Annotated in this window: 1 protein-coding gene; it reads right to left on the reverse strand. The window is 42.1% G+C overall.

Going from position 1 to position 720, the window contains the following annotated elements:
* Positions 1–28 precede the first annotated feature (28 nt).
* Positions 29–334 carry a helix-turn-helix domain-containing protein gene (locus DS2_RS19395; protein ID WP_035016742.1) on the reverse strand — a complete coding sequence of 102 codons (306 nt, stop codon included), beginning with the start codon at positions 332–334 and terminating at the stop codon, positions 29–31.
* Positions 335–720 lie beyond the last annotated feature (386 nt).

Raw genomic sequence — 720 nt, forward strand, 5'->3', positions numbered from 1 at the left:
TGAGGGGTAGATACCCTCGGCTACCCGATTAGCCACGCATTTCTAGGCCTTCCTTGATTATTTCAGGATGCCTAAATGCAATTTCTATTAAAGCTTTTGCAGCCCCTGAGGGCTGCCTACGCCCTTGCTCCCACTCTTGCAATGTTCTTGCAGAAATATGCAATGCTTCTGCAAACTCCGTTTGAGTAAGCCCTGTCTTCATTCGTGCTGAGGCTACTTCATTTGGAGCAATTTGGGTTGCGCGCGCAGCCTTACCAGCCTTCATTTCCATAACTGACTTTAGAAGTTTATTACCTAACTCTTCACCACTCATTGGTTTTTCAGAATTACTCATTTTCAAGTACCTCTCTGATCTGTTTGAGTATATGAGCGGGTATATTCTCTTTTACCGCTTTACTATAAATTACCAATAACCATATTTCACCGTTAGCTAACCTTGTGAAATAAACAACACGAACACCGCCTCTTTTGCCTGTACCCGCTTTTGACCATCGTATCTTTCTGCAACCACCACTACGAGGTATTACTTCACCTATTTCTGGGTTTGCTGCTAAATATGAACAGAAAGCACCACGCTCCTCTTCCGTCCATAGTTTGTCAGCATCTTCCTTAAATGTTGGAGTTTATATTATCGTATACATGGCTTGAATATACGTCTTTGACGGACTTATAGCAAGATCTTTTTTGGCTAACGAGACTGTAGAAAAACCCAAATACCAA

The sequence above is a fragment of the Catenovulum agarivorans DS-2 genome, assembly GCF_000568405.1.
GTDB classification, from domain to species: Bacteria; Pseudomonadota; Gammaproteobacteria; order Enterobacterales; family Alteromonadaceae; genus Catenovulum; species Catenovulum agarivorans_A.

Bases quoted from the DNA above. Each gene is read 5' to 3' on its own strand.
- DS2_RS19395 (WP_035016742.1), bottom strand. From the start codon at position 334: ATGAGTAATTCTGAAAAACCAATGAGTGGTGAAGAGTTAGGTAATAAA.